This is a genomic window from Candidatus Arsenophonus phytopathogenicus (genome assembly GCF_056113345.1).
Genome location: NZ_JBUIOB010000019.1, coordinates 326,378 through 352,728, shown reverse-complemented (window position 1 = coordinate 352,728; position 26,351 = coordinate 326,378). Strand labels below are relative to the sequence as shown.

Below are 26,351 nucleotides of genomic sequence, written 5' to 3'. Positions count from 1 at the left end.
CTCGCTGATCCGAGCAGTTTTAGCTGCCTTTATATTAGCTAACATCTTGCCGCCAGGCATCGGCTGATAAAAGTTCACCAAAATGGCTGGCAATTAAGCGTCGGGTCACTTCATGTAAAGGTGAAGCAAGTACTTCGGCGGTATTACCTCTTTCGACGACAACACCATTATCCATTACCAACACTTTATCGCTGATATGTTTCATCATACCTAGATGTTGAGTAACATAAATATAGGAAATACCTTGTTTTTTTTGTAATTCAAGCATTAAATTGATGATTTGAGAACGCATAGTCATATCTAATGACGCCAGTGCTTCATCGGCAATAATAATCTCTGGTTGCAGGATCAACGCTCTTGCCAGTGCTACTCGCTGTTTTTGACCCGCTGCTAACATATGCGGATAATAGCCAGCGTGATCAGGTAATAGCCCAACTTGGCGAAGAGTCTGTTCTATACGCTCTTCCCGTTCATAAACGGACAGTGAAGTATTTAGAATTAAAGGGATCTCAAGAATTTGCCCAATACGCTGCCTGGGGGTTAAAGAAGCACTTGGATCCTGAAATATCATGCGGATGCGTTGACTGCGATAACTATAATCGCCAAAGTTAAGTTGATGACCATTAATAAAGATTTCACCACCACTAGGTTCAATAACACCGGATAACATGCGGGCCAGGGTTGATTTACCTGATCCATTAGCACCAATAATAGCCAAGGTTTCACCAGCTCTTAAGGTAAAACTTAAAGGTTTTACTGCTTCTAATAGTTGAATTTGAAATAACCCGGTGCGATAATGAAAAATTTTAGTCAGATTTTTTATTGCCAGTAACGGTGTTGTCATGATGTTTCCTCCATATTAAGAGGAAAATGACATGCAAAGGCCCGATTTTTTATGCTGCGTAGCGGCGGTGTGACAATGCACGTTTTTTGTGCATAGGGACAACGAGGGCCAAGACGGCAACCGATTGGCTGGTGCTCTAAAGAAGGGATAGCCCCGGGTAGGGTATTTAGTCGACTTTTATGCGGAAGTGGGCTACCAAAGTCCGGTACAGCACGGATTAATGCTTGTGTATAAGGATGATGTGGGCGGACCACTAACTCTTCAGGTGTTGCACTTTCAACGGTTTGGCCACAATAGAGTACGCTAATTCAATCAACGAGTTTGCTCATCATTTGCATATCATGACTAATTAGTAAAATTGTCATGTTATTGTTTTGGTTTAATCTATCAAGCAGGCGACATATTTGTGCTTGAGTTGTCGATTCCATTGCATTGGTGGGTTCATCTGCAATCAGTAATCGTGGTTGATTTGCTAGCGCAATGGCTATCATCACTTTCTGACATTCACCTTCAGTAAGTTCATAAGGATAGCTGTACATAATATCATCGTGATCTTTAATTCCGGCTCGATGGAGTAATTCAATTGCGCGTCGCCTACGCCAACTAAATCGGTGCCACCAACGACCTTTAAAAGTCCATTGTGGTATTGATTGGATAAGTTGTTTACCAATATTTTCAGCTGGATCTAAACAAGACTGGGGTTCTTGAAAAATCATCGAAATATTATGGCCTATCACTCTACGTCGTTGGCGTGCGGTGAGCTTTAACAGATCAATATCAAGAAAATAAAAACGATCGGCAGTCACTTTTAAGTTATCTTTAGTAACGCCACAAATAGCCTTAGCAATCAAACTTTTACCTGAACCAGACTCACCAGCTAAGCCACGAATTTCGCCTTCATTTAACTGTAAAGAAACATTATCGACGGCTTTCACTGGCCCTTTGGCGGTCATAAATTCAATAGTGAGGTTACGGATATCTAATAATGGCATTATTCCACCCCAGCATTAATGGCGCGATGTAAGCCATCACCAAGTAAGTTAACAAATAAAACGCTGATCATAATGGCTGCACCAGGAAGAAAAACTGTCCATGGTGCTACATAAATCAATTCTAAACTATCACCGAGCATAGTGCCCCATTCAGCAGTCGGTAATCTGGCGCCTAAATCAAGAAAGCCTAACGCAGCCATATCCAGAATGGCCATAGAAAGAGTGCGAGTAATTTCTGTTACCAAGATAGGTGTGATATTGGGTAATACGGTATACCAAAGGATATAAAAGTTTGAAGCACCGTCAAGTCGAGCGGCAAGAACATATTCGGTATCTAATTCATCGCCAACAGCGCTGTAAATTGTTCTAACAATTCTTGGTAATAAGGCTAACCAAATTGCTATCATCGCATTTTCAAGGCTTGAACCGGCAAAAGCGACAATAATAATCGCTAGGAGTAGTGAGGGAATTGATAACAGAGTATCTAACACATGATTTAAAATAGCTGATTTTAACCCATGCGTAATGCCGGCTAAACAACCTAATATTAATCCGACCAGCGTTGTACTAATGGTGATCACAAGTGCAGAGCCAAAGGTAGATGCTGTACCGATAAGTAATCGACTTAAAATATCACGACCAAGATCATCAGTACCCAAAAAAAATGCTACATTACCATAATGCGACCAGGATGGAGGTAGTAGCTGGTAGCCCAAAAATTGTTGGTTAATGGTATAGGGGGCTAAGTAGCTGCCAAATAAAGTGAAAACCAGGAGAAAAGCAATACCATAAAATCCAGTCATTGCCAGAATATCATTAGAGAAAAATCGCCAGACAACCCGGATAGGGGATGGCATCTTTTGTTCACGATAAAAATTATCTGAAGACATACCCATCCTTATATTTAGAAGGGTTCATCATAGAGCCTAAAATATCCGATATGACATTAACGAAAATAACTAAAGTACCAATAATCATTACGCCGGCAGAAATTGCTGAGTAATCATTTTGTCGAATGGCTGTGACTAACCAACGCCCTAAGCCTGGCCAATTAAATACAAGTTCAGTGATCATCGCTAGTGTTATCATAGTAGAAAACTGCAGACCAAGTTTTGGAATAATAGGAGGCAGCGCATTGTGTAAGACATGACGTTTGATAATGGTAATACGAGAGAGTCCTCTGGTTGCTGCTGCTTTAATATAATTTTCACCCATAACAGCTTCAGTACTATTTTTCATTAAACGTATCATTTCAGAAATTGGCGCAATAGCTAATGTAATAACGGGTAAAACCAAATGCTCTAATAGATTAATAAACATTTGGCTACGATAGATTGAATTCGATAACCACACATCGATCAGGGCAAAACCGGTCACAGGTTCAAGATCATACAGTAAATTAATTCGGCCAGAGACCGGTAACCAGCCTAATTTCAATGAACAAAGCAGGATAAATAATAAAGCCATCACAAAAATTGGCATAGAAAAACCGATTAGGGTAAAAATTTTAATAATGTAATCAATTGGTTTATCGCGCCAGACACCCGCAATAATGCCGGTAGGGATGCCGATTATTAAAGCTAAAATAAACGCTAAAAAGCACAACTCCATAGTGGCAGGAAAAGTGGCATTCAGCTGACTGCTAATGGCTTGACCATTAATACTAGAAAAACCAAAATTCCAATGTAATAAGCTGGTTAAATAAAAAATATAGGCATCCCATAATGATAGTCCACTTAACGGAGCATCAGCAGTGAAATAGTTCAAGCTAAAACTAACCAGCGTTAGTAAAAATAAAGTAATAATTAAAAATAATAACCGCCTTAATACGTAAATAATCACCACGCTACTCCTTCTTCGTCATTAAAATAGGAGTCAGCCGGTAGTGGGGTTTTAATCGACCCATCACGATAAACCCCGGCAAAAGAGGAGTTACCAAAGGCGCTAATAACAAGCCCTTTGATATCGTAGCGATAAGCCTGTAAATGTAATGAATAAGCTAGCGGTAATACGGGTAATTCTTTTGCCAGTAATGATTGCGCTTGGTGGTAATAATTAATGCGAGATGAAATACTTTGGCTTACTAGCGCCTTAGATAAAAGTTCATCAAAGTAAGGATTACACCATTTACTCAAATTAGTATGTGATTCCTTAGCAGCGCAACTAAGTAGAGGACGGAAAAAACTATCAGGATCATTACTATCCGTTGACCAACCGTCAAGAATCATGTCATAGTTGCGATCACTTAGCTTATTTTCTAATAAATTGCCTTCTATCGGATGAATATTCATCTTAATGCCTACTTTTGCTAAGTCTGCCTGGATAAGTTCGGCAGTTTTTAACGGGCTCGGATTATAGGATTGAGAAATAACGGGAACCCAAATATCTAATTTAATACCGGACAAACCGAGCTCTTCTAGCATTTCTTTGGCTTTTTCAGGATTATAATCTGTCACTTTAATTTGATTATCATAAGCCCATGAAGCTCTTGGTAGAACAGAAGTTGCTGTTTCAGCGGTGCCATAATAGATAGATTGCATTAATCTTTCATTATTAATTGAATACGCTATGGCTTGTCTAACCTTTAATTGATCAAGCGGTGGTTTGCTAGTGTTAAAAATCAGATAGGCGATATTCATGCCGGCTCGCATCGATAGCCGCAAACGGGCATCTTCACGTAGCACCTTTAATTGACTAGCAGCTGGATAGGCTAAGACATCGCATTCGCCGGTTAATAATTTAGATATGCGTCCTGTACCGCCAGCACCCAGATCAATCACCACTTGCTGCATTAAAGGTTTTCCTTTCCAGTAGTTATTATGCCGATTTAGCTTGATAAATTGACTGGTTTGATAGCCTACCAACATGAAAGGACCAGTGCCAACAGGTTGCCAATCAATAAATTCTTTATGATTAATTTTGTTGAGATATTGCGCATATTCTTGTGAAAGTATGGGTGCATAGCGAGTTGCAAGATGCCAGAGAAATGATGCATCGGGGGTATATAATTTAAATTCAACAGTATAATTATCAATTTTACGAATACTACGGATATTGTTAGCTAATTGCAGGCTATCGAAATAAGGATAATTGCCTCCCCCGACATAGTGATAAGGATGATTTTTATCAAACATACGGGAAAAACTAAACACAACGTCATCGGCATTGAGCGTTCGTGTCGGTGTGAACCAATCTGTTGTTTGAAATGGAATATTAAGTTTTAAATAAAATCGATAAGTTGCTCCTTTATCAAATGATTTCCAGTGCGAGGCAAGTTCGGAATCTAATTTGTAAGTAAATGGATTAACTTCTAATAATCGATCATAAAGTTGAGCGGCTAGCGGATCAATAATCAGCCCGGTGCTGGCAATTTGCGGATTAAATGTAGTGACAATGCCATTAACACAATAGATAAAACTGTTTTGACGAATTTGTGATGGAAGGGTATCTGCTAATGCATTTATTGTCCCTACATTTATTAAAATAATCCATAAAATTAGGTACCGCATATAAAAACCTATTATAAGTGCGAATGGCTTTATTGTAGCTTAACTCCTGTTATACAACAAAATAGAGTTGATAAAATTATCAGTAATTTGTTGATAAAAATTGTCAACCAAGTGCTTTGCTAACGTTATTGATAATTATAGTAACTTTAATTTATTGCTGACACAATATTGCTTAGATTGTTGCCAGTGGTTTAATTTTTTTGCCAGCATCGGATGGCTACTTTCTCGATTACTAATTCTTATTTGTTATTTTGATTCTCTGGCAAGTTATGTTTTTTTCAGTAGTCCCCTTAATTGGTGATAAGTTAATTTTAATTGTGAAGCGGACAAGCGCTGATTAAACTGGCTTATTTGTAATGCCTGTTCGAGCAAATTTTTTTCTGCAACATGCTGCCATTGTTTTAAATCAATGGGAAGTTGAGGTAGCTCATCGTTTTCTGTTGTTACCACCGACATCATTGACTCATTAGACAATCAAATCTAATTGTTCAGCTCTATCGCAATGACGATAGACGGAACGCTCAATAACATTCTTTAATTCACGTACATTACCCGGCCAGGGATAAGCTGACAGGCTTTTTTGTGCTTTAACAGTAAACCCAGGGGAAAAAGAGAGATTGAGCTTACGGCACATATTAATTGCGAAATGTTCAGCCAGTAACATAATATCGGCTAATCGCTCACGTAAGGGCGGAATGTGGATGACATCAAAGGCCAGACGGTCAAGTAGATCGGTACGAAACAAGCCTTTTCTAGTTAATTGGGGTAGACTAGCGTTGGTTGCGCAAATAAGCTTAACATCGACTTTAAGGCTTTGACTACCACCGATACGCTCTAGTTGGGCATATTCGATCACCCGTAATAATGTTTCTTGTACAATCATGGGGGCGGTTGCCAACTCGTCAAGGAAAAGTGTGCCTCGATCTGCCCGTTCAAATCGGCCTAAATGTCTTTTTTGTGCTCCAGTAAATGCGCCTGCTTCATGACCAAATAATTCGGAATCTAATAAATTTTCATTCAGTGCACTGCAATTAAGTGAAACAAATGGTTCTTGCCAATCTGGTGAAAGGTAATGAAGACGGCTATCAATCAGCTCCTTGCCTGTTCCTAGCTCACCTGTAACTAAAACCGGTTTACTCAGTTTGGCAAGTGCAGAAGTTTGCTCCAGTATTTCTAAGAAATTATCTGCAGTGCCAAGAATATTATCTGTAGAGAGTTGCATGGTCATTTTAGCCATTTATTGGTCATTTTAATTAATCTGCAAATTATAACGAAAATTCGAACAAAAGATAATAAAATAAAAATTTAATTATTTCATGTTGTTATATTTTTTTTGTAAAGTTAGTATGAATTTTGCTTACCAATGATTAAGGTTAAAAAAATTTAATGAAAAATCAATCATTCAATATTCATTAAGGGATTTATCGATGGGTATTTTCACACGTTTCGCAGATATTATTAATGCAAATGTTGCTTCTTTACTTGATAAAGCAGAAGATCCACAAAAAATGATCCGTTTAATGATCCAAGAAATGGAAGATATGTTAGTTGAGTCTCGTTCAATCTCGGCACGCACTTTAGCTGAGCAGAAAGGATTAGAGCGCCGTATTGCTAGCGGTGAAAAACAAGTTATACAATGGCAAGAAAAAGCAGAACTGGCGCTAGTTAAAGATAAAGAGGATTTAGCTTGCGCGGCATTAATTGAAAAGCAAAAAGTGGCTACCATTATATTGATACACTGAAAAGTGAGTTAATTATGGTAAATGAAGCATTACTACGTATGAAAGACGAGATTGCTGAATTAGAGCAAAAACTGACTGAAACACGGGCAAAGCAGCAAACTATGGTATTAAGGCATCAAGCCGCGCAATCCAGTCGTGATGTGCGTCGTCAATTAGATAGTGGTAAATTGGATGAAGCATTAGCACAGTTTGAACAGCGGATCGATCATATGGAAAGTGAAGCGCAAAGTTATCATTTAGGTAAACAAAAATTCTTAGACTAACAGTTTGCTGAATTAAAAGCTGATGATGAAATCAGTGAGCAATTGGCTGAGTTGAAAGCTAAACTGAACAAACAAGAGTAATCTATTGGTAGCCAAAATTAATGATGAATAAGGAAATGTGATGGGCTCTATATTTATTGGGTTAGTTTTATTGATCTTTGTTATCTTTATTCTGCCTATTTGGTTATGGTGCCACTATGGTAAAAAAGGAAATAGCCATAGTCAATTAACGTAGAATGAGATCCAGCGACCAACGCAGTTATCCGAGCGAGCACAACGCATGCAGCAACGTATTAAAGCGCTGGAAGATATTCTGGATGCAAAGCATCCAAATTGGAGGAAAATATAATGGCAAAAATGGGCGCGCGAAAACTTTATCGACGTACTGATCAACGATATGATTGGGGGCGTTTGTGCCGGGTTGGCGCATTACTTTGATTTACCGGTTAATTTAGTACGGGCACTGGCGGTTGTGGCATTATTCTTGGGATTTTTTGCCATTACTATCGTTATTTATCTGTTAATGTGGTTTTTTATCGAACCGGCCCCGGCAGGTTATCAGGATGAAACTGATATTAGTGTTAAAGTGACTAAGTTAATGAATGAAATCGATCAGCAATTGAAAGCGGGTGAAAAAAACTGCGCCAAATGGAACGCTATATCACTTTTGATAGTTTCAGTATTGATAGTCGCATCAATAAATTGTAACTAACTATCAAATTACGGTAGAGTCAATGATGCTCTACCGTAAAATTATTTTTCTTATTAATTAAAAATCATCCTATGTATTAACAGAATAATATGCTGATTATCAGACCAAAAATCAATATTTTAAGCGTAAAAATGGCAATAATAGCAATAATTATGGTTATTAATTACGCGCCAGCAGAAATAATTGGACTAATGTTAAAATATACTAGCCGCAAACCTTTGCGATGGTTTATGTTAATAGTTATACAGCTATTGCAACGTCCAGGCATCGCTAAACTTGTGCGTAAGTTGTTATGGGAGAAATATGAAACGATTGCGAAGTGAGCTTAGTGAACTGGTCAATCGAAGCGTAGGTCGTCATGTCCGTTTAGCAGTTACCGGGCTTAGCCGTAGTGGTAAAACGGCATTTATTACCTCGCTGGTTAATCAGTTACTACATGTGCACAGTGGGGGCGCGTTTGCCACTGTTTTCCGCCGAAAGAGATGGCCGTCTATTAGGTGCAAAACAGATCCTGCAGAAACATTTTAATATTCCTCGCTTTGCTTATGACGAAAATATAGTAGCATTGTACCATTCACCTCCTCAATGGCCGACTCCTACCCGTGGGATCAGTGAAATATGCTTGCAACTACGTTATCGATCGCAACAGAGTTTGCTACGCCACGTCAAAGAGACTTCTAATTTATATATTGAAATTATTGACTATCCAGGCGAATGGTTGCTGGGATCTGCCTATGTTGACTCAGGACTATTTTAGTTGGTCACGGCAAATGCAACAGCTATTAAAAGGCCGTGATAAGGAGGGTGCATAGCAATGGTTGCAACTTTGTCAACAGTAAGAGCCCTTTGCAGCGGCTGATGAGAAATTATTAGCTAATATTGCTCAGGCTTACACCGATTACTTGGTTTTTTGTAAACAACAGGGGCAATATTTTATTCAACCAGGGCGATTTGTATTACCTGGTGATCTTGCAGGGGCACCGGTATTGCAGTTTTTTCCTTGGCCCAATATTGATACAACAGATGAATTGAAATTAAAGCAAGCGGACAAACAGTCTAATATTGGTATGTTGCAACAGCGTTAAATTGTTTTAGTTGACTGTTTATCTGCATTAAATAACGGTCCGGCAGCATTTAATGATATGCAGTCCGCATTAACCCAAATTATGCGTAGGTTTTATTATGGTAAACGGACACTATTGCGCCGCATGTTCTCACCACATATTGATAAATTACTTTTTGCGGCAAGTAAGGTTGATCATATAACCCATGATCAACATGCCAATTTAGTTTCATTGCTCCAGCAATTAGTGCGTGCAGCCTGGAAAAATACCGCTTTTGAAGGGATCAGCATGGATTGTCTGGCACTAGCTTCAATTCAGGCGACAGAAAATGGCATGATTGAATATCAGGGAGAACGGGTACCTGCCTTAAAGGGACATCGATTAACTGATGCTCGATTAATGACTTTTTTCCAGGTGAGGTACCACGGCGTTTGCCTAATGCTGATTTTTGGTTAAAGCAGGGATTTGATTTTGAATCTTTTCGGCCTCGCGAAACAGCGACTGATCAACCTGTTGCTCATATTCGATTGGATAGTGCTTTAGAATTTTTACTCGGAGATAAATTGAAATGAGTAAACCGCTAAAATCCCGCATCGATTTTGATGAGTCTTTGCCGGCAAACAAAAAAACAAAGTTAAAAATAAGCCAAAGTGTTTGATCAATTAGCGCCTGAACAATTTGCAACTAGCAGACACGAAACAGAAAATGACGAACGAGAAGGTGAAATTGAGGCATTGGTCAATGCTGCACTCAAACCGCGCTATAGTTTTTGGCGTAAACTGGTGGTTATTGCTTTAAGTTTAATCGTAGTGACTATTTTTGCTCAGATCGGCCAATGGATCTACCAAGCGTGGATAAAGCAAAATTGGGTTTCTTTAGCTATTGTCGCGGCTGGTGGCTTAATTATTATTGCTGCTATTGGCGCCATAATAACTGAATGGCGGCGGCTTTATTATTTAAAAGAACGTAGTCAAGAACGCATCCAGACTAGAGAATTTTTGCAAAGTCATGGTATGCATGGCGGGCGTGAATTTTGTCAAAAGCTAGGCAAACAATCGGCGATAGGCTTAGATCATCCGCCGATGAAACGTTGGCAGACAACAATCCATGATAGTCATAATGATAAAGAAATCGTGACACTTTATAGCCAAATAGTGCAACCTATTTTGGATGAGCAGGCTAGGAAAGAGATTAATCGTTCATCAGCTGAATCGGCGTTAATGATTGCCGTTAGTCCTTTAGTTATTGTCGACATGGCATTTATTGCCTGGCGCAATATTCGATTGATTAATCGCATTGCAGATATTTATGGCATTGAGCTAGGGAATTATAGCCGTATCCGATTATTTAAAATGGTATTACTTAATATTGCTTTTGCTGGAGCAAGTGAGTTGATGCGTGAAATTGGCATGGATTGGTTATCGCAAGATATTATGGCCCGGCTCTCTACACGAGCGGCTCAAGGGATCGGCGCCGGTTTACTCACAGCTAGATTAGGTATTAAAACGATGGAGTTATGCCGTCCTTTTCCGTGGATGGATGATAAACCTAAATTGGCTGATTTTCGTCGTCAATTATTCAGACAGTTAAAAAATATTATGCCAAAAAGCCTTGAGCATAAAAATATTTAACTAATTCACCATCAAGCTTAATTGGGTAATTTTTTAATTAAGATCCCTGTTGACTAAATGGTAAGCAGCAATATTAGATTAATGCTTATCCGTTTATCATTTCTGGTGCTAGTGTTTATGTTATAAAACGTTTTCTATGGTAGCTTAATAAATAAAAATGCATACTTAATTAATTGAATATTAAATTATATAGATATAAGGTTCTCAGTGATGCGATTAGAAGTGATTTGCCAAGATTGAATGGGACTAACACGTGAATTACTTGATTTACTTGTTTTACAAAACATTGACCTTGAAGGGATTGAAATTTCACCAAATCGTAATATTTATCTCAAATTTGTTCAAATTGACACTACGACGTTTCAACTGTTAATGACTGAAATTCGGCGTATTCGTGGTGTTAAAGATGTTAAGACGGTCTCTTTTATGCCTTCTGAGCATGAAAAAAAATTATTATTAACTCTATTAAATACATTTCCTGATCCTATTTTTTCGGTTAATGCTAAAGCTCACATCGAATTAGCCAATTCAGCGATGTTACAATTGTTCGCTATTGATAATAATCAGTTAAAAGAAAAAAAATTTAATCAGCTAATAAATCACCCGCGTTTGGCAAAATTACTAGAGCAAAATAATTTACAATCTTATTCTGAACAAGTGGTGATTAAAGGTAATAAATATTTGCTGCAGGTTACGCCAATTAACAACCATAAAGCAACGGGTTCGATTGAAAATGCAGGCGCCATTATTCTACTAAAAGTATTACCCGCAGAGCAACAGTATCAAGCAGATAAAATAGCAGTAGCAGATAGTTTTGCTCACATCATTGCAGTCAGTCCCAAAATGAGCCAGCTGGTTGAGGATCTAAAAAAAATAGCTTTACTTGATGAACCGCTTCTATTGGTTGGGGACACCGGAACGGGTAAAGATACTTTAGCTAAAGCTTGTCACTTGCAGAGCATCAGAGGCGATAAACCTTTCTTAGGGCTTAATTGTGCATCGATGCCAGAGGATGTGGTAGAAAACGAGCTGTTTGGTTATGCTGCAGGGGCTTATCCAAATGCCATTGAGGCTAAAAAAGGATTTTTTGAGCAAGCGAATGGAGGTACTGTTTTACTTGATGAAATTGGTGAAATGTCGCCACAAATGCAGATCAAACTGTTACGTTTCTTAAATGATGGTACCTTTCGTCGGGTAGGTGAAGAGCAAGAAGTTAAAGTTGATGTCAGAGTGATCTGCGCGACACAAAAAAACTTGCTGGAATTAGTTGAAAAAGGGCAATTCAGGCAAGATTTATACTACCGCCTGCATGTATTAACGGTGAACTTACCCCCGCTGCGTGAACGACAAGCTGATATAATACCGCTTACGGTAGAATTTGTTAGGCAATTTTCACAAGAACAAGGTATTGAAAAACCAAAACTTTCGCCTAAGTTAGGGCATTACCTTGCCAGTTATGACTGGCAAGGTAACGTGCGGCAGCTACGTAATGTTCTCTATCAGGCCTTAATTCAATTGGCAGGACGAGAATTAACGCCACAAGATATTCATTTGCCAGATCTAAAAGATATTTCATTGTTTAGCGCCGATCAATTAAATGGTACGTTAGATGAATTAACAAAACATTTTGAAGCTTCAATATTGGCGCGACTTTATCAAGATTATCCAAGTACGCGTAAATTAGCTAAACGGCTTAATGTGTCGCATACAGCAATTGCAAATAAGTTGCGGGAGTATGGATTAAGTCATAAAAAAGAGAGTGAGGGTGAGTGATAGTGTAATCTGGATCAAGATAGCGATAAGTTTTATCGCTATCGAATTAAAACTAGACAAATAGCTTAATTAAAAAACAGATATTTTTAGTAAGTATTAATATCACTATTTTAAGGCATTAAGAGCGGCATCATAGTCGGGTTCATGGGTGATTTCATCAACTAATTGACTATAAATGACTTTATCGTTTTCATCGATGATAACCACTGCACGCGCTGCTAATCCTTTTAATGGCCCAGAGGTCATTTCTACGCCGTAGTCTTTACTGAAGGTAGGTGCGCGAAAAAACGATAAAGTAACTACATTCTCAAGAGCCTCAGCGCCACAAAACCGGCTCTGTGCAAAAGGAAGATCGGCAGAAATACACAATACAACACTGTTTTCTAGTTGGCTGGCTATTTGGTTAAACTTGCGAACAGAGGTAGCGCAAACACCGGTATCAATACTGGGAAATATATTAAGAATTTTTCGTTTGCCTTGATAATCTGACAAGGATTTTTCTGCAAGATCGCTCGCTACAAGGGTAAATTGTTTAGCTTTATCAATAGGTTGTAAGAAATTACCATTGATAGCAACACCTTCCCCTTTGAAATTTGTACTAGTTGACATCTTATCCTTTCCTTCTTAATAACATTTAGTTCAACAATTCTAAATGAAAATAATTAAGTTTCCTATCTAAATCGTTACAACAACTTGTGTTATATCTAATCGTTTTAACCAAATTATTTTCTATAATTATAATAACATCGGGATATAATATGGAAATCTATATGCTTCGCTATAGAACAGCATTAGCAATATTCTTTTTAAATTGTATCGTCAATACTAAACCTGCCGTGGCTGCGTTGGTGGTTAGAGGGGACTTATTAGCTGAAAAACAAGAGATAGTTAGACAGATTAATGCAGATCCAACTTCTCTTGATCCTGATTAGCAATGTTGGTTTAGCGGAATCGCATGTAATACGTGATTTATTTGAAGGATTAACTAATCAAAATGAAGCCGGTAGTCCGATTCCTGGTGTGGAAAATCGTTGGACAACCGCCGGTAATGGGATTTGGTTTTTTTATTTAAGACCGAATGCCAAGTGGTCAAATTGTGACCCTGTCACGGATGAAGATTTTGTTTATAGCTGGCGTCGCTTGGTTGATCCAGTAAATAATTCACCATTTGCTTATTTTGCCACCCTGGCGGGTATCAAGAATGCGCAAAAAATTATTAATAATGAACTACCAATTGGAAAATTTGGTGTCTAAGCCATTGATAATCATAATTTAAAGGTAACTTTAGAGCAGCCAGCACCCTATTTTCTAAATTTAACTAACCATTTTAGTTTCTTTCCGGTTAATCAGAAAATAATTGCCAGATATGGCCAAAATTGGGTCGCACCAACAAACTTAGTTGGCAATGGTGCTTTTATGTTATCTGAGGGTATTGCTGGCGAAAAAATTGTTTTGAAACCTAACCGACATTATTGGGATCATAAAAATACAATTTTAACTATAGTAACTTTTGTACCGATTAAACAGACAGCTCGAGCATGGCAAAGTTATTTTGCAGGTGATGTTGTCGAAACAGAATTTTTGCCTGAGCATTTAGATAGCAAATTATTGCAGCAAATACCTGATGAATTTTATTTGGCCAAGCAATTGGCAACTTATTACTATGTTTTTAATACGCAAAAGCCACCAACTAATGATAGACGAGTTAGAAGAGCATTATCTGTATCAATTAATAGAGAAGTTATCACTAACAAAATATTAGCTGATGGCGAGAAAGCCGCTTATCGTTTTATACCCGATATCATAGCTGATTTTACTCCGGAAAGAGGTTTTTATGATGGTTATGATCAAAAAGAGTTAGATGAACAAGCTAGAGTTCTATTGCATTTAGCGGGATTTAGTAGCCATAATCCGTTAAAGCTTTCTCTGGTGTACAATAATTCAGAAAATAATAAAAAGGTGGCTACTGCTATCGCTTCTATGTGGAAAAGAAAGTTAGGTGCTGAGATAACTTTGATTAATCAGCAATGGAAAACTTACACAGAGAGTCGTAATGCAGGTCATTTTAATGTGCTGGGTGCTGCCAGAGTTGCTGAATATAATGAGCCATCGAGTTTTTTTAAATGTCATGACATCTTCCAACGCTGGTAATTGGGCCAAATTCAAAAATAATGACTATGACGAAATCATTGCATCGGCCATGATGGAAAAGAATAGTAAAAATCGTAATCGATTTTATAATCAAGCAGAAAAAATGTTATTAACTCAATCGCCTATTGCACCGATTTACTATTATAGTCGTGGCTATTTAATTAAATATTGGTTAAAGGGCTATCCAGTCAACAATCCAGAAAGTGTAAGTTATAGTCATACCCTTTATGTTATTAAACATTAATTCAATGCTAAATTAGCCTCCATAATGCAGGGCAGTGATGAAATTATGCCCTGAATATCATCAAGTGTACAAAATTGTAAATTAGACAACTAGAATCGATAACCTAAACCAATATTAAATCCATTCACTGTAGGATTTGACAGATAGTCATCCTTATTTGCCCCTTCATAGCCTAAATAGAGGCTTAGCATGTTGATTGGGTTGATTTTTATTCCGACTCCCCAACCAAGGCCTGTATTATGCTTCATCGAATTCAGCGTTATATTATCGAATTTTTCGCGATGATGTAGGGTAAAAACGAGCAAATCCGATAGTGCCATATCAAGTTAAGTAATTGTTGAAACGATAACTGGGGCCGGCTTGTAAGCTGAGGTAATCGATATTCACTTTATGTTTAACTGGTTGATAGGAATAATTGTAACTACGCCAATATTGATTGCCTTTATTCCAGCTTATCGACGTTAATACTCCCCAATGGTTGTCTATTTGGTAGTCATAATTAATATTGATACCAGTAAGCAAATTATCATGGTAATAGAGATTAGAGTAGCCTAGACTGAAGGTTTGCGATTGAGGTGAAGTTGAAAATCCTGTTGCTGAAAAAAATAAATTAGTTATTAATGTAAAAATAACGGTTTTTTTCATAACTGTCCCTAGTTTATATTTTGTATGATAAATTATTTTAATTATTTTTCACTTGTGAACAACTTTTTATTAATTTGTTTTTAATTTATTTTAATTTTATTATTTTTTATAATGAATAACGGTATACAGAATCGCTTATTGACATAAAAAATAAAATGTCAGACGCAATTAATCCTAAATTAAGCAGAAATACGACTATTTTAAAAAGGAAAAGAACAAAAATTGACCGTAATAGGGGGATATTTGTTGTGGCTATTTATGGCTCAATCATTCAGGGCTCTGAACTTGTGCATGCTTACCAATTAGATGGAGAGGGTGGATTTATTGCTATCGATGTTAATGCGGAAGCGACACCACAAATGCCATTTTGGCTTCACTATGATTATAGAAATAAAGCCAGTTATCAATGGATAAAGCAAAAGCATTCTGGATTATTCAATTCAACCATCAAAGATGGACTAACAGGAAATATTAATCGGTTGCGTATAATAAGAACTGGTGATGGTACATTGGTTAATTTACAAACGATTAATAAAAATATTGGTGACCGACCTGAACAGCTAGTTGCCTTTCGTATTTATATTAATAATCAGATAATTATTTCTAGTCGACATCGCAAAGTTAAATCTCTTGAGCCTGTTATTGACGATCTTAATCATCATGTTGGCGCAAAAATGAGCGGAGAATGGTTAGTCGAAGTTGCTGATTCGATTAACGATGAAGTGAGTGATTTTACCGATATTTTGCATGATCGTTTAATTAAAATGGAAGAAACGATCTTAACTGAAGAGATCCCTGAACGAGGAAAATTAGCGTTATTAAGAAGACAGGTTATTATTGTGCGCCGCTATATGTCTACTCAACGGAATGTTTTTACTCGTTTAGCGACAGAAAAATTTTTATGGATGAGCGATGATGATCGCCACTGCATGCAGGAAAATGCCGAAAGGCTTCGACGCTGTATTGATGAATTGGATGGTTTTGTTGCTCGTACCGCTGTAATTACCGATGAAATTAATGCGTTGATATCAGAGGCAACAAATAAACGGATTTATACTATGTCAATCTTAGCGATTGTCTTTCTTCCATCAACCTTTTTAACCGGATTATTTGGGGTTAACCTCAATGGTATACCTGGTAGTGAATTTAAATTTGCATTTAGTGTTTTTTGTTTATTATTAAGTTGCTTAATTAGTTTTGTTATCTGGTGGCTAAAAAGAGGGAAATGGCTATAAAATAAAACATTTTTCAATATAAAATTTCCAGTTATTTAGTTTAGTAAAAAAAGAAATTGAGCTATATCAAGATGTTTTAACCTTAACTAGGGCAGAATTGATTTTGCAGGTGAATGCAACGTTAAGCGATGAACGTTGTGCTCCATAATTGTAGTTTTTCTCATATTGAGTTATTATACAGAATAATTGACCACTATCAGCCGATGTTTAATACATCGGCTTTTTTTTGTTTTATTTCAACTATATTATCCCAATCTGGGGGAGAATGATCTTGGTGGGCGTTGATGATGGGAAACCGTTTCTTTATCAAATGCTAAATCGCCACCATTAATAATGTTGCTGGTATGATTAATTTGTTTGAAATTGAATAGGTTGCTATCGCATAAATGCGAAGGAACAATATTTTGCATCGCTTGAAACATAGTCTCAATTAGTCCTGGGTACTACTGTTTATCCCATTCTCTTAGCATATTGCTGATAACTTGCCGTTGTAAATTGGGTTGATAACCACAAAGATTGCAAGGAATAATTGGAAATGCTTTAATTTTTGCGTAGTTGGCAATATCTTTTTCCCGGCAATAAGCTAAGGGACGAATAACGATATGTTTACCATCGTCACTCATTAGCTTAGGGGCATCCCTTTGAGTTTGCCACCATAAAACATATTGAGAAATACAGTTTGTAAAATATCATCGCGGTGGTGGCCTAACGCGATTTTAGTGGCTCCCAGTTCGCTGGCAGTCCGGTAAAAATACCGCGACGCAGACGAGAGCCATAGTGAGCAGGTAGTTTTTCCTGCCGGAATTTTCACCTTCACAATACAGTAGGTATTTTCTTCAACTATTTGGTATTCAATACCGAGTTTGTTGAGATAGGATGGCAAAATGTTGGCAGGGAAACCTGGTTGTTTTTGGTCAAGGTTGACGGCAAATAAAGTAAAATTTACTGGTGCACTTTTTTGTAAATTTTGTAATATTGATAATAGGGTGTAACTATCTTTGCCGCCAGAAAGGCAAACCATAATGCGATCATTTTCTTCAATCATATTGAAATCAGCGATCGCCTGGCTAACATTACGGTGTAACTTTTTTTGTGGTTTATTAAAATTATATTGTTCTTTTTGTTGATTCATATTTATTACTAATGTATTAAAGGTAATCGATTTTATTATCAAAAGAATGATTTTTAAATCCACAGCGATAAGAAAATGCGACCAGTTTAGGCTAGTTTAAAGCAAAAGAAAACTTTTGCTGGCTATTTTAGTTTTACTCCACATACTGGCAATCAACGCTTCGATTATCTTACCATTGTGATGATATAGTTCATATTTAGGAGTATAAATGAACGGATTGGCATATCTATTAATATCGATTGTGGCTGAAGTGATTGCAACCACATCATTAAAGGCTTCCGATGGTTTTACCCGTTTGTTGCCATCGATTATTGTTGTTATTGGTTATAGCATTTCATTTTTTGGTTTATCACAAGTAGTCAAAATGATGCCATTAGGCATTGCCTATGCCATTTGGTCTGGTTTAGGGATCGTGCTGGTGTCTGTGGCAGCGTTGTTTCTTTATCAGCAAAAATTAGATTGGCCAGCCATTTTAGGTATTTTGTTGATTATTTCTGGAGTTTTAGTTATTAATCTGGTTTCTAAAAGTAGTGTTCATTGATAATCATTAAAGGAGCATTAGTTAATAATCTTTTAACCCTAATACTTATTTAGCTATTTGACTATTTTCAGTTGAAAACCTGCACTATTTTCATCAAATCGCCATAGCGAAAGCTGGGCTGATAACTATTAGTTCAGCCCAAATTGTCTTAATGACTATTTTTTCTAAACCATAAAAATTGGCTTAACAAGACAATTATTGCCACCAAGAAATAAGCAATAAAAATAATTAATAACCATACGGGCATTTCAATATTCAAAAATGACCATTGTTTTTGGCTACAGTCACCGTAGGCTTCAAAAACAGTCGGTAACCAGCGGTTAAGTGGCAGCCATGAAGGAAAGTTAACGACAAAATCACATGAATCAAAAGGAGAGGGATAGAGTTGTAGTCGGGTATGTTCGAAGGTTAATTTCAATCCTTCCCAGCTACTATATAACCATAAAATTAGTGCTACTAAGCGAAAAGCACTTTTTGGTGCCATGGCAGCAATTAAACCTGCCGCTAAGATAGTAAATATCGCTATCCGTTCGTAAATGCATAATACGCAGGGTCTAAGTCCCATGCCGTGTTGAAAATAAAGTGCAATAATTTCTAACATACAGTCGCTAATAGCTAGTAGCAACCAGGCTTTTCTGGTTTGAGAGTATGAGTAAAAAAATTTAAACATGTTCATTCTATTCCATTATCTCGATAAGTTAGTTAGGCAAGCATATAATCGTATTTTGTTTAGGACAAAAAAACAGCTAATTTAAATTAGTTAATAAGATAGGATAATGAATTAAATTGTTAAAATGAATTTTCTATTTAGCCGATAGTTTTTGCTTAAAATGACAGGAGAATGCTATTATTTTCAAATAAATAATAGCATTATTAATAAAAAGTTATTAGGCTATATTTATCAAGCCTAATGAAGCGAACCACTCTGTTACCGGGATCAACCATAATTCTACGGCTAGTAAACCGACTAGCGTCATAACAATAGTATAAGGTAAAGCCATTATAACCATTCGGCCATATGAAAGGCGAATAAGTGGTGAAAGCGCTGAAGTTAATAAAAACAGAAAAGCGGCTTGGCCGTTTGGCGTTGCGACTGAAGGTAAATTAGTCCCCGTATTAATGGCAACTGCCAGATATTCATATTGTTGACGTGATATTAATCCCGCTTTTAACGCACTCATCGCTTCATTTATATAGACTGTGCCAACAAAAACATTATCTGAAATCGTAGAAAGTAACCCATTGAATAAATAAAATAAAACAAGTTGCGATGATTCTGAAGACTGTAATACAAATTGAATAAATGGCGTAAAAAGGTGTTGATCGATAATGACTGCCACAATTGAGAAAAATACCGTTAATAAGGCGGTAAAGGGTAAAGCTTCTTCAAATGCTTTGCCAATGGTGTGCTCATCAGTTATGCCGCAAAATGAGGTTATTAAGATTATTACAGATAAACCAATTAAGCCGACTTCTGCAAGATGGAAAGCTAAAGCAATAATTAACCAAACGCCTACTAATGCTTGAGTTATTAGTTGCAATTTTTCTCGCCGATCCCGTTTTCTGCTGGCTTTTTTATCGTGGATTTGCAGAATATGGCGGACACTTTCAGGTAATTCAGCGCCGTAACCAAATAATTTAAAACGTTCGACGCAATAGCAAATAATTAAGCCACAAACAAATACCGGCAACGTCACCGGGATCATATGTAAGAAAAAATTACTAAAATTCCAGCCAACATATTTAGCAATAATTAAATTTTGTGGCTCACCAACCATTGTCATTACGCCACTTAATGCAGTGCCAATGCCGGCGTGCATTATTAGGCTACGTAAAAAAGCTCGAAATTGTTCAAGGATCTGGCCTTTTTCGGTCATGTCAGCGTTATTCTCCGGCGTAAGAAGCTCTTTCTGGCTGGATACATAGCTATGATAAATAGAATAAAAACCAACGGCTACACTTATCACAACGGCAATAACTGTTAGTGCGTCTAAAAAGGCCGAAAGGAAAGCGCTTGCTAAACAGAAAGCCAGTGAGAGTACACGTTTAGAATGAATTGACAGTAATAATTTTGTGAAAGCAAATAATAGCAATTGTTTCATGAAGTAAATACCTGCAACCATAAAAATCAATAGCAGAATTACTTCAATGTTATTAGCAATTTCATGACTTACTTGTTGTGGTGAAGTCATCCCAATTATTACCGCTTCAATAGCAATTAATCCGCCAGGCTGTAGTGGGTAGCATTTTAGCGCCATGGCAAGGGTAAAAATAAATTCAGTAATCAATAACCAACCGGCAATAAAAGGGTTAACCAAAAAAAAGCACAGCGGGTTGATTATCAAGAAGAAAATAATGGTCAATTTGTACCATTCAGGGGAATTACCAAGGAAATTTTTTAACATAATTTGTCTGATATTTATATTCATTATTACTTGCTTTCCTTCACTAGTATATAAGTAAAATTGACTAACCTAGCATACTACGTTTTTTATACCAGAAATTAAAAGAACGATTTCCTAATTAACGACAAATTGCATTAAGTCTTTATGGTCAGATTAGTATTTCTTAATAACTCGGCTACCTCAAACTTTTTCATTCTGATATTATCTTGTTTTATTAATGGCAAAAATTTGTTTTAGGTAGATAAAAATATGATTATTAGAGCGCAAAGTCCGGCTAATTTTGCAGAAGAGTATATTGTTGAAAGTATTTGGAATAACCATTTTCCGCCGGGTTCAATTTTACCCGCTGAACGTGGGCTATCGGAGTTAATTAGGGTAACGAGAACAACATTACGAGAAGTTTTACAGCGGCTTGCCAGAGACGGTTGGCTAACTATTCAGCATGGAAAACCAACTAAAGTAAACAATTTTTGGGAAACCTCAGGACTTAACATTTTAGAAACCCTGGCGCGGTTAGATCACAGTGGAGCACCTAAACTGATTGAAGATTTGTTATCTGTTAGAACCAATATTTCAGCTATTTTTATTCGAACTGCCTTTCGTAAAAGTAAATCAAAATCACTAGAGATATTATCAATAAGAGAGAATATAGAAGATTGTTCTGAAGCATTTAGTACAGTTGATTATAATATTTTTCGTGGACTCGCATTTGTCTCTGGTAATCCTATCTATGGCTTGCTCCTAAATGGTTTGAAAGGATTATATACCCGTGTTGGCCGTTACTATTTTTCTGATCCTAAGGCGCGTCAGCTTGCTTGCCGTTTCTACCATGATTTAGCCAAAATATGTGGACAAGAAAACAATGATCTGGTGTTAGATCGGGTTCGTAGTTATGGTAAAGATAGTGGCAATATTTGGCGTGAGATGAAAAATAAAGACAATATGATAAATAATTTGTCTGAATTACGTTAAACTCGTTGCTAGTTAATGCGCTATCAGCCTATTTTTATTCCCTCATCAAAAATGAGGGCGTTAATTGAGATAGCGGTTATTAGTGTAAGACACTAATAAATTTTAACAATCTTGATTATTATTTCTGCATAAAAATCGCAAAGCTATAACATTACATCTCGCATCTTGATGCTACGCACACCTAAGGTTAAACATGCGGGCTGGTTTTTCACCTGCTGGTTGTATTGGCTGGCTAATATGGGCTGTTTCTAAACATAGCATTTTTTTGTAACCATCGCTGGTCATATCTTTTATGGTACTGGATAGTTCAGCGTCCGGGTTCCAACAGACTATGTCGCTATGATGGTAATGGTGTATTTCTAAAATACGTTGCCAATTTTTATCATACACCAAATTACAATCATCCGATTCAGTATAAATACGATCAGTTCGAGTGGTTATATAAGTTTTTTCTCTTCTGTGTAAACATTACGATCAGCTACTTTATCAATATAATGTTTGCCTAGACCTTCAATATATATATCTTATTTATGTCACTTACTTGTAAATAGGTATGTAATGCACCGGTGGTAGGCTCAGTACATAATATTCAAATTCAATTTCACAGGTCGCTGCTAATACAGCTAAGCTAAACAGTGTCATATCATTCATCATTTCGACCTTTTTATATTTTTTATGATTAGAAATTAGCTAGTTTAAAAATATCGTTGGATTATATGCCAGAATGAAAAAAGCCGCCATTAATGACGGCTTGAAGCGAGTAATTATGCTATTTATTTAGCAATATGGGCAATTAAATCTAAAACTTTATTTGAATAACCGGTTTCATTATCGTACCAGGCAACTAATTTTACAAAACTGTCGTTTAAGGCAATACCCGCTTTAGCATCAAAAATTGATGTTAGTTTGTCGCCATTAAAGTCTGCGGAAACAACATCATCTTCGGTGTAACCAAGAATGCCTTTTAATTCACCATTTGCTGCCTGTTGGATCGCCTGGCAAATTTCTTTATAAGTGGCAGGTTTATTCAAACGAACGGTTAAGTCAACAACTGAGACATTCGGAGTTGGAATACGGAAAGCCATACCGGTTAATTTATCGTTCAATTCAGGAATAACTTTACCAACAGCTTTAGCGGCGCCGGTTGATGAAGGAATGATGTTTTGTGAAGCACCACGTCCACCACGCCAATCTTTAGCTGAAGGTCCGTCAACGGTTTTTTGTGTGGCAGTCGTTGCATGGACGGTCGTCATCAGACCTTCAATGATACCAAATTTATCATTGATAACTTTCGCTAATGGGGCTAGGCAGTTAGTGGTACAAGAGGCATTAGAAACAATATCTTGACCACTATAGGTGCTATGATTAACGCCCATTACAAACATCGGGGTATCATCTTTAGAGGGGCCAGTTAAAACGACTTTTTTAGCGCCCGCCGCAATATGTTTGCGTGTTGTTTCATCAGTTAAGAAAATACCTGTTGCTTCCGCAACCACATCGACACCAACTTCATTCCATTTCAAGTTAGCAGGATCTTTTTCTGCCGTGCAGCGAATAGTTTTACCATTAACCACCAGGTGACCATCTTTAACTTCGACAGTACCGTTGAAGCGGCCATGGGTTGAGTCATATTTCAGCATATAGGCCATATAATTGGCATCTAATAAATCATTGATTGCTACGATTTCGATATCTTTACGCTCTTGGGCAGCACGAAAAACAATACGGCCAATACGACCGAAACCATTAATACCTACTTTGATAGTCATAGTATTTCCACCAGCTATATTTAATTTAAAAGAATTCAATATTGTTTCTATCGTTACCAAAACCTTGTCATCCGTCAAGCGGAATCGTGTCAATTACCAGAAAAATTGACATATAAAGCATCTTTTGTATGTTTGCAACAAGCTTAAGGCCAATGTTTTGATTCACTATTATCGTTCTGGATAAAGAGATTTAAAGTGAATATTGCTAATATATGTGAATTATATCACAAATCAGACTAGAAAGACCCGGTTTACCGGGTCAAAAATAATTGAGATGGTTTAGTGTTAATTTTTGCTCATCATATGAATATAATTACTTTTACTAGAAAATAAGGAAAGGTTTCTTATGACTGAAAAAGAACATAAACGCATTAAGTCAAATAAACTTAATAAAATGCAACATCATGTCACTCAAGAAGCCGGAACCGAGCCGCCTTTTTCAGGTAAATTATTACATAATCAACGAGAAGGTATTTGTTATTGTCTCTGTTGCCATGCGCCGCTTTTTCTATCACAAACAAAATTTGATACTGGCTGCGGCTGGCCAAGTTTTTACCAACCAATTAATGATCAAGCCGTCAGTTATATTGATTTTTTCCCACAGTATGCAGCGGATAGAAGTGCGTTGCCGTCACTGTAACGCACATTTAGGCCATGTTTTTGCCGATCCCACAACCGACTGGGCAACGTTATTGTATTAATTCTGTTGCATTAAGTTTTACTGATCAAGAATCTGGCGAAGTAACTGAGGGTTAAGTAAGGTTTACACGACGATAAAAAAAGAGAAGGGATGAAATATGGAGCTTAATGATCTGGTTAATTTAATGACAGTCGACATTTATCAACGATTGCTGACTGCCGTTGAATTGGGCAAGTGGCCTGATGGTGTTGTGTTAACGCCCGAGCAAAAAGAAAATAATCTGCAAGCTATTATGCTTTGGCAGGCTAGACATAATCATGATGCTCAGCATATGACAGTGGGCACCGATGGGAATATCATTTTGAAAACAAAAGATGAGCTAAAGCGATTGTTTGATAGTGAACAGCAGCAATAAGCAAAATTTATTCAATGTTAATAATAGATTGCAGCTCCTTAGCTAAGAGTATGAGTTACAATCATAGATTGAGTGAGCAAATCAGAAGATGGTATTAATTTAGCACCAGCTAATACCATTTCTTGTAATGCTTTATGACTATCTTCTGGATGAAGATTAACGCCCCTACAACCATCTTGAATAACCGTTACTTAATAACCTAGTTGCACTGCATCAAGGATGGTAAATTTTACGCAGTAATCTGTTGCTAACCCCATAATGTATAGATGTTTGATTTGATATTCTGTTAGCCAACGATCTAACTGAGTCGCATGTTAATGATCATTATCAAAAAAAGCACTATAACTATCGATTGTGGCATTGATCCCTTTTTGAAAAGTTGCCTGAATGGCTGACTGATTAAGTGCTGGATGGAATTGTGCTCCTTTCTGATGTGCACACAGTGAACTGGCCACCAAATTTGGCATAGGCCATTAAGATTCCTCTCGGTGCCTACCTGACTTCCTGAGTTGACAGCAAAACTTAAGTGATCAGCAGGATACCAGTCCTGGCTGGCAATAACAACGATATTTTGTTGCTGGCAGTAGGTGATAACATTATTAGCGGTACTAATAACACTTTCACTATCTAATACTTCTAGGGCGCCCCCTTTACAAAAGTCATTTTGCAGAGCGGCCAGCAATAATGCAGTATTCGTCATTATGTCGTCCTTAATAATTGTCACTATAGCTAAGTTCACCGCGCAAATTTTTTTGCATCAGCGTACGAATATCATTTGAAGATAAAGATTGACTAAGTAAATTTGGCTAATGCGTGCCCGGTTGCATACCCATTCATGTTAACTCGTCCAGAGAGGCATTGTGTCAAATTAATGACGATAATATCGTGTTGACAGGCCTTTTCAAGGCATTTTAACAACTCAGTTTGTGAAGGCGCATTACCAACACCGTAAGAACGGAGAATGAGTGCTTTGGTGGGTTGCAATAAGATGTTTTCGATATTTTGTACCGAAATCCCAGGATAAATAGTAACAACCCCAATGGGTTGAGGGGGGATTTTATGGCTGCTGAAATTGCCGTCATTTTTTGGCAATGGACAGCTTTGTAAACAACGGATATGAATACCAGCATCAATCAATGGTGGACAATTAGGAGAAGTAAAGGCATTAAAACCATCAACATGTGATTTGACGGTCCGGTTACCCCTAAATAATTTGTTATTAAAAAACAGCGTCACTTCATTGATAGGGTAATTTGCCGCCAAGTACAAGGCATTAAGAAGATTAGTTTGGCCATCTGATCTTAGCGCTTCCAGTGGTATTTATGACCCTGTCACGATAATCGGCTTATCTAGATTATCAAACATAAATGAGAGTGCAGAGGCGGTAAATGCCATCGTATCAGTACCATTTAGAATAACAAAACCATCATAGTTTTCATAATTATCACTAATATCATCCTCAATGCACTGCCAATCTTGTGGTGTCATATTAGCGGAATCAATTGAAGGATTATGTTCACGAATAGTAAAATTTGGCATTTCAGCGCTATGAAATTCTGGCATGCTGCTCAGTTGTTTTTGTAGATGGCCGGAGGCTGGCACGTATCCATGGGTTGAATATTGCATGCCAATAGTGCCGCCTGTGTAAACGACATAGATGGATTTTTTTCCA

General features: G+C 37.2%; 18 protein-coding genes and 11 pseudogenes. 13 read left to right on the top strand and 16 right to left on the bottom strand.

Features of this window, described 5'->3' with window-relative positions:
* Window positions 1–34: 34 nt before the first annotated feature.
* From sapF to pspF, 6 genes and pseudogenes are all read right to left on the bottom strand, one after another.
* Entirely contained in the window at window positions 35–844 is an 810-nt protein-coding gene (gene sapF / locus AC01GB_RS16525; protein ID WP_474452727.1) for a putrescine export ABC transporter ATP-binding protein SapF, read from the bottom strand.
* Window positions 841–1,836 (bottom strand): annotated as a pseudogene (sapD, locus tag AC01GB_RS16520) (putrescine export ABC transporter ATP-binding protein SapD). Before sapD ends, sapF begins: the two are co-directional and overlap by 4 nt.
* Window positions 1,836–2,726 (bottom strand): putrescine export ABC transporter permease SapC, encoded by an 891-nt coding sequence (gene sapC, locus AC01GB_RS16515; protein WP_474452726.1) that lies wholly within the window; start codon window positions 2,724–2,726, stop codon window positions 1,836–1,838. The pseudogene sapD and the gene sapC overlap by 1 nt, the downstream one beginning before the upstream one ends.
* Complete coding sequence (gene sapB, locus AC01GB_RS16510) at window positions 2,713–3,678, bottom strand: putrescine export ABC transporter permease SapB (protein WP_474452725.1); 966 nt, start codon at window positions 3,676–3,678, stop codon at window positions 2,713–2,715. The genes sapC and sapB overlap by 14 nt, the downstream gene beginning before the upstream one ends.
* Window positions 3,675–5,345 (bottom strand): ABC transporter substrate-binding protein SapA, encoded by a 1,671-nt coding sequence (gene sapA / locus AC01GB_RS16505; RefSeq protein ID WP_474452724.1) that lies wholly within the window; start codon window positions 5,343–5,345, stop codon window positions 3,675–3,677. Before sapA ends, sapB begins: the two co-directional genes overlap by 4 nt.
* A 267-nt stretch (window positions 5,346–5,612) precedes the next feature.
* Window positions 5,613–6,567: pseudogene (gene pspF, locus AC01GB_RS16500) on the bottom strand (phage shock protein operon transcriptional activator).
* Between the two features lie 205 nt (window positions 6,568–6,772).
* Here pspF and pspA point away from each other — a divergent pair.
* From pspA to tyrR, 7 genes and pseudogenes are all read left to right on the top strand, one after another.
* A pseudogene (pspA, locus tag AC01GB_RS16495) lies at window positions 6,773–7,431 on the top strand (phage shock protein PspA).
* A gap of 40 nt (window positions 7,432–7,471) precedes the next feature.
* Window positions 7,472–7,699: pseudogene (gene pspB / locus AC01GB_RS16490) on the top strand (envelope stress response membrane protein PspB).
* Window positions 7,700–7,771: 72 nt separating this feature from the next.
* Complete coding sequence (locus tag AC01GB_RS16485; RefSeq protein ID WP_474452723.1) at window positions 7,772–8,062, top strand: PspC domain-containing protein; 291 nt, start codon at window positions 7,772–7,774, stop codon at window positions 8,060–8,062.
* Window positions 8,063–8,151: 89 nt separating this feature from the next.
* Window positions 8,152–8,385: a phage shock protein PspD gene (locus AC01GB_RS18120; RefSeq protein WP_488656433.1), complete on the top strand. Its 234-nt coding sequence runs from the start codon at window positions 8,152–8,154 to the stop codon at window positions 8,383–8,385.
* A pseudogene (locus AC01GB_RS16480) lies at window positions 8,366–9,698 on the top strand (YcjX family GTP-binding protein). Before AC01GB_RS18120 ends, AC01GB_RS16480 begins: the two are co-directional and overlap by 20 nt.
* Window positions 9,695–10,757 (top strand): annotated as a pseudogene (locus AC01GB_RS16475) (YcjF family protein). Before AC01GB_RS16480 ends, AC01GB_RS16475 begins: the two co-directional pseudogenes overlap by 4 nt.
* Before the next feature lie 240 nt (window positions 10,758–10,997).
* Window positions 10,998–12,530 carry a transcriptional regulator TyrR gene (gene tyrR, locus AC01GB_RS16470; protein ID WP_474452722.1) on the top strand — a complete coding sequence of 511 codons (1,533 nt, stop codon included), beginning with the start codon at window positions 10,998–11,000 and terminating at the stop codon, window positions 12,528–12,530.
* Window positions 12,531–12,635: 105 nt separating this feature from the next.
* On the opposite strand, the gene tpx is transcribed toward tyrR, so the two are convergent.
* A complete protein-coding gene (gene tpx, locus AC01GB_RS16465; protein WP_474452721.1) occupies window positions 12,636–13,139 on the bottom strand; it encodes a thiol peroxidase in 504 nt (167 codons plus the stop codon).
* 161 nt (window positions 13,140–13,300) lie between these two features.
* Here tpx and AC01GB_RS16460 point away from each other — a divergent pair.
* Window positions 13,301–14,925, top strand: a pseudogene (locus AC01GB_RS16460) (peptide ABC transporter substrate-binding protein).
* A gap of 89 nt (window positions 14,926–15,014) precedes the next feature.
* On the opposite strand, the gene AC01GB_RS16455 reads toward AC01GB_RS16460, so the two are convergent.
* Window positions 15,015–15,245 (bottom strand): Ail/Lom family outer membrane beta-barrel protein, encoded by a 231-nt coding sequence (locus AC01GB_RS16455; RefSeq protein WP_474452720.1) that lies wholly within the window; start codon window positions 15,243–15,245, stop codon window positions 15,015–15,017.
* Window position 15,246: 1 nt separating this feature from the next.
* On the bottom strand, window positions 15,247–15,570 hold the full coding sequence (locus AC01GB_RS16450) for an Ail/Lom family outer membrane beta-barrel protein (RefSeq protein ID WP_474452719.1): 324 nt from the start codon (window positions 15,568–15,570) through the stop codon (window positions 15,247–15,249).
* Between the two features lie 248 nt (window positions 15,571–15,818).
* Between AC01GB_RS16450 and zntB the strand changes: the two genes are divergently transcribed.
* Entirely contained in the window at window positions 15,819–16,805 is a 987-nt protein-coding gene (gene zntB, locus AC01GB_RS16445; RefSeq protein ID WP_474452718.1) for a zinc transporter ZntB, read from the top strand.
* A gap of 245 nt (window positions 16,806–17,050) precedes the next feature.
* Here zntB and ttcA read toward each other — a convergent pair.
* Window positions 17,051–17,943 (bottom strand): annotated as a pseudogene (ttcA, locus tag AC01GB_RS16440) (tRNA 2-thiocytidine(32) synthetase TtcA).
* A 202-nt stretch (window positions 17,944–18,145) separates the two neighbouring features.
* Here ttcA and AC01GB_RS16435 point away from each other — a divergent pair.
* A complete protein-coding gene (locus AC01GB_RS16435) occupies window positions 18,146–18,478 on the top strand; it encodes a DMT family transporter (protein WP_474452717.1) in 333 nt (110 codons plus the stop codon).
* A 148-nt stretch (window positions 18,479–18,626) separates the two neighbouring features.
* On the opposite strand, the gene dsbB is transcribed toward AC01GB_RS16435, so the two are convergent.
* Window positions 18,627–19,148 carry a disulfide bond formation protein DsbB gene (dsbB, locus tag AC01GB_RS16430; protein WP_474452716.1) on the bottom strand — a complete coding sequence of 174 codons (522 nt, stop codon included), beginning with the start codon at window positions 19,146–19,148 and terminating at the stop codon, window positions 18,627–18,629.
* Window positions 19,149–19,365: 217 nt separating this feature from the next.
* Window positions 19,366–20,907 (bottom strand): sodium/proton antiporter NhaB, encoded by a 1,542-nt coding sequence (gene nhaB, locus AC01GB_RS16425; protein ID WP_474452715.1) that lies wholly within the window; start codon window positions 20,905–20,907, stop codon window positions 19,366–19,368.
* A gap of 225 nt (window positions 20,908–21,132) precedes the next feature.
* Here nhaB and fadR point away from each other — a divergent pair, with 225 nt between their 5' ends.
* The gene (fadR, locus tag AC01GB_RS16420; RefSeq protein ID WP_474452714.1) at window positions 21,133–21,855 is read left to right on the top strand and encodes a fatty acid metabolism transcriptional regulator FadR; all 723 of its coding nucleotides are present in this window, start codon (window positions 21,133–21,135) and stop codon (window positions 21,853–21,855) included.
* A gap of 171 nt (window positions 21,856–22,026) precedes the next feature.
* Here the strand turns inward: fadR and AC01GB_RS16415 are convergent, their stop codons facing one another.
* Both AC01GB_RS16415 and gapA read right to left on the bottom strand, forming a co-directional pair.
* Complete coding sequence (locus AC01GB_RS16415) at window positions 22,027–22,296, bottom strand: aldose epimerase family protein (protein ID WP_474452926.1); 270 nt, start codon at window positions 22,294–22,296, stop codon at window positions 22,027–22,029.
* Between the two features lie 332 nt (window positions 22,297–22,628).
* Entirely contained in the window at window positions 22,629–23,624 is a 996-nt protein-coding gene (gapA, locus tag AC01GB_RS16410) for a glyceraldehyde-3-phosphate dehydrogenase (RefSeq protein ID WP_474452713.1), read from the bottom strand.
* Window positions 23,625–23,970: 346 nt separating this feature from the next.
* Between gapA and msrB the strand changes: the two are divergent.
* Window positions 23,971–24,380: pseudogene (msrB, locus tag AC01GB_RS16405) on the top strand (peptide-methionine (R)-S-oxide reductase MsrB).
* Window positions 24,381–24,421: 41 nt separating this feature from the next.
* Window positions 24,422–24,679 carry a YeaC family protein gene (locus tag AC01GB_RS16400; RefSeq protein WP_474452712.1) on the top strand — a complete coding sequence of 86 codons (258 nt, stop codon included), beginning with the start codon at window positions 24,422–24,424 and terminating at the stop codon, window positions 24,677–24,679.
* Between the two features lie 38 nt (window positions 24,680–24,717).
* Here AC01GB_RS16400 and pncA read toward each other — a convergent pair.
* Together pncA and ansA are read right to left on the bottom strand one after the other, a co-directional pair.
* Window positions 24,718–25,379, bottom strand: a pseudogene (pncA, locus tag AC01GB_RS16395) (bifunctional nicotinamidase/pyrazinamidase).
* Between the two features lie 10 nt (window positions 25,380–25,389).
* A pseudogene (ansA, locus tag AC01GB_RS16390) lies at window positions 25,390–26,305 on the bottom strand (asparaginase).
* Window positions 26,306–26,351 lie beyond the last annotated feature (46 nt).

Bases quoted from the DNA above. Each gene is read 5' to 3' on its own strand.
- dsbB (WP_474452716.1), bottom strand. From the start codon at position 19,148: ATGTTTAAATTTTTTTACTCATACTCTCAAACCAGAAAAGCCTGGTTG.
- AC01GB_RS16455 (WP_474452720.1), bottom strand. From the start codon at position 15,245: ATGGCACTATCGGATTTGCTCGTTTTTACCCTACATCATCGCGAAAAA.
- tyrR (WP_474452722.1), top strand. From the start codon at position 10,998: ATGGGACTAACACGTGAATTACTTGATTTACTTGTTTTACAAAACATT.
- AC01GB_RS16450 (WP_474452719.1), bottom strand. From the start codon at position 15,570: ATGAAAAAAACCGTTATTTTTACATTAATAACTAATTTATTTTTTTCA.
- fadR (WP_474452714.1), top strand. From the start codon at position 21,133: ATGATTATTAGAGCGCAAAGTCCGGCTAATTTTGCAGAAGAGTATATT.
- sapA (WP_474452724.1), bottom strand. From the start codon at position 5,345: ATGCGGTACCTAATTTTATGGATTATTTTAATAAATGTAGGGACAATA.
- gapA (WP_474452713.1), bottom strand. From the start codon at position 23,624: ATGACTATCAAAGTAGGTATTAATGGTTTCGGTCGTATTGGCCGTATT.
- tpx (WP_474452721.1), bottom strand. From the start codon at position 13,139: ATGTCAACTAGTACAAATTTCAAAGGGGAAGGTGTTGCTATCAATGGT.
- sapF (WP_474452727.1), bottom strand. From the start codon at position 844: ATGACAACACCGTTACTGGCAATAAAAAATCTGACTAAAATTTTTCAT.
- sapC (WP_474452726.1), bottom strand. From the start codon at position 2,726: ATGTCTTCAGATAATTTTTATCGTGAACAAAAGATGCCATCCCCTATC.
- AC01GB_RS18120 (WP_488656433.1), top strand. From the start codon at position 8,152: ATGCTGATTATCAGACCAAAAATCAATATTTTAAGCGTAAAAATGGCA.
- nhaB (WP_474452715.1), bottom strand. From the start codon at position 20,907: ATGAATATAAATATCAGACAAATTATGTTAAAAAATTTCCTTGGTAAT.
- AC01GB_RS16400 (WP_474452712.1), top strand. From the start codon at position 24,422: ATGGAGCTTAATGATCTGGTTAATTTAATGACAGTCGACATTTATCAA.
- AC01GB_RS16435 (WP_474452717.1), top strand. From the start codon at position 18,146: ATGAACGGATTGGCATATCTATTAATATCGATTGTGGCTGAAGTGATT.